This window comes from uncultured Parvibaculum sp. (assembly GCF_963975745.1).
GTDB lineage: Bacteria > Pseudomonadota > Alphaproteobacteria > Parvibaculales > Parvibaculaceae > Parvibaculum.
In genome coordinates this window covers 1-2,445 of record NZ_CAXBIB010000036.1, presented here as the reverse complement: position 1 = coordinate 2,445, position 2,445 = coordinate 1, and the positions used below count along the sequence as shown (strand labels likewise).

The window sequence follows — 2,445 nt, the reverse complement described above, 5'->3', positions numbered from 1 at the left end:
CCTTAAGCCCAAGCTGGTGTTGCACTTCGTTTGTGAACTCAGGGGGCCCACTCGCAGTGCCTCTTGCCGCAGCTTTTGAGGTTGTATGATGGCGCTAGCGCCGCGCACCATCGCCCTTGCTGAGGGAACCAATGGGCCCCGGCTTTCGCCGGGGTGACACCTGTATTTTGGATTTGCGCTGAGACAATCGCAAAAACCCCCCGGCGCGTAGCGCCAGAAATCTTCTCTTCTCTTCCCTTCTCTGCGTCTTCGCGCCTTCGCGTGAAATAAACTTTCTTTCTTCTCTATCTCCGCGCCTCCGCGTCTCCGCGTGAACCCCTTCCTTCCCTCAATCCGCCACCGCATGCGGCACAGGCGCGACCCGCTTCGACATCACCACAACCTCGTCCTCGCCATAGCCGAGCCCGGCATAGAACCCCATCGCCCCCTCATTGCCGCGCCGGACCATCAGGTTGAGCTTCCAGACGCCCCGCGCCCGAAGCCAGGCTTCCGCCGCTGCCATGATCGCGCGCCCGAGCCCCTGCCCCCGGAGCGCCGGATCGACCGCGACGTAATAGACCGCGCCCCGATGCCCGTCATGGCCGACCATGACGCTGGCCGCGATCCGGCCCGCGCGCTCGATCACCAGCACGTCCGAGGCCGGCCCGCCCCGGGCAAACGCGATGTCGGCGGCCGCGTCGTTCCAGGCCCGCGTCAGCCCCGCCGCCGCCCACAGCGCCACAAGCGCGGGCCCGTCGCCGTCCCGCGCCACCCGCGCCGCCGCTGATTCGATATCCCTGTGAGGCATGTGCCTTCTCCGTTTCGCCCGGGAAAGCGGCCAATCCTGCCGCGTTCCGCCCTTCCGCGCTACCCCGTCGCGCAAGCGCGCGCTCTCGCCTATACTTTCCCTCCAGCCCCCGGGGATCCCATGCTCTCGAACATCGTCATCCTGCTCGTTCTGATCCTCGTGAACGGGTTTTTCTCGATGTCCGAAATGGCATTGGTCTCGGCGCGGCGCCAGCGCCTGCAGGCGCTGGTCAGCGCGCGCAAGCGTTCGGGCGCCGCCACCGCCCCGGTCGAGGCGGCGCTGAAGCTCCATGCCGAGCCCGGCCGCTTCCTCTCCTCGGTGCAGATCGGCATCACCCTGGTCGGCGTCTTCACCGGCGCCTTCGGCGGCGCGGTGCTGTCCGGTCCCATTTCGGCCGTCATGGTCGACTGGCCCTGGATCGGCGCTTACGCCCAGCCCGTCGCCTTCGGCCTGGTCGTCATCGTGCTGACCTATCTGACGCTGATCCTCGGCGAACTGGTCCCCAAGCGCATCGCGCTCTCCAATCCCGAAGGCATCGCCGCCGGCGTCGCCCGGCCGATGCGCGGCTTCGCGCGGGCGCTCGGCCCGGCCGTCACCTTTCTTTCGCACTCGACCGACTGGGTTCTGAAGCTCTACGGCATTGCCGGCCGCGAGGCGCCGCAGGTCACCGAAGACGAGATCAGGCATCTGATCGAGGAGGGCGCGGCCGCCGGCGCCATCGAGGGCGTCGAACGCGACATCGTCAACCGTGTCTTCCAGCTAGGCGACACCCGCATCAGCGAGGTAATGACGCCGCGCCTGCATCTGGTCTGGCTCGATGCCGAACAGCCGGTCGAGGCCAATCTGGCCCTGATCCGCCGCGAGCAGAGGATGCGCTATCCGGTCCGGCGCGGCGCCAATGGCCCCTTCATCGGCATGGTCCGGCTCGAGGAACTCTTCCTCGATCCGAAATCCAACGACGAATTGCTGGCCCGCATGTCGCCGCCGCTCTACATCCCGCGCACGGCGAGCGTCCTCAAGGCGCTGAGCATTCTGCAGTCGGAAAACATGTTCATGGCCTTCGTCATCGACGAATATGCCGATGTCGTCGGCACGCTGACCATGTCGGAAATCTTCTTCGCGATGATCGGCGACCTGTCCGACCACGCCGCCGACAACAACCCGGCCGTCACCATCCGCGAAGACGGTTCGTACATCATCGACGGCGTCGTCTCGGTCGACGAGGTGCGCCGCCTGCTGAAACTGTCGAAACTGCCGGGCGACGAAAGCGGCGAGGTCAACACGCTGGCCGGCGTGATGTTCAACTGGTTCGGCCGCCTGCCGCGCGAAGGCGATTATTTCGGCTGGAACGGCTACCGCTTCGAAGTCGTCGACATGGACGGTCCGCGCATCGACAAGGTCCTGATCGTCCCCGCCCAGAACCTCCCCATCGGCAGCGCCCTGGCAAGAAGCGCGGATTGATCCAGGCGGTTGGCGATCTTTCTCCGAGCCAGATAAAAATAAAAGTGTCATCCCGGGGCTTGTCCCCGGGACCCACTCGCATTTCAACTTGCCGCAGCTTTCAACAGTACGCATTGGTACAAGCGCAGTGCATCATCGCCCTTGCTGAGGGAACCAATGGGTCCCTGTGTGTTGGGGATGTGTCAGGATGGGTGCGG

2 protein-coding genes are annotated in these 2,445 nt (G+C 65.5%); one reads left to right on the top strand and one right to left on the bottom strand.

Annotated features, from left to right (window positions below; translation table 11 throughout):
• Window positions 1-328: 328 nt before the first annotated feature.
• A complete protein-coding gene (locus AAC071_RS16605; protein ID WP_339834792.1) occupies window positions 329-787 on the bottom strand; it encodes a GNAT family acetyltransferase in 459 nt (152 codons plus the stop codon).
• A gap of 120 nt (window positions 788-907) precedes the next feature.
• On the opposite strand from AAC071_RS16605, the gene AAC071_RS16600 reads away from it, so the two are divergent.
• Window positions 908-2,248: a hemolysin family protein gene (locus AAC071_RS16600; protein ID WP_339834790.1), complete on the top strand. Its 1,341-nt coding sequence runs from the start codon at window positions 908-910 to the stop codon at window positions 2,246-2,248.
• The last annotated feature ends 197 nt before the right edge of the window (window positions 2,249-2,445 follow it).

Coding starts and splice junctions, on each gene's coding strand:
- AAC071_RS16600 (WP_339834790.1), top strand. CDS start 908: ATGCTCTCGAACATCGTCATCCTGCTCGTTCTGATCCTCGTGAACGGG.
- AAC071_RS16605 (WP_339834792.1), bottom strand. CDS start 787: ATGCCTCACAGGGATATCGAATCAGCGGCGGCGCGGGTGGCGCGGGAC.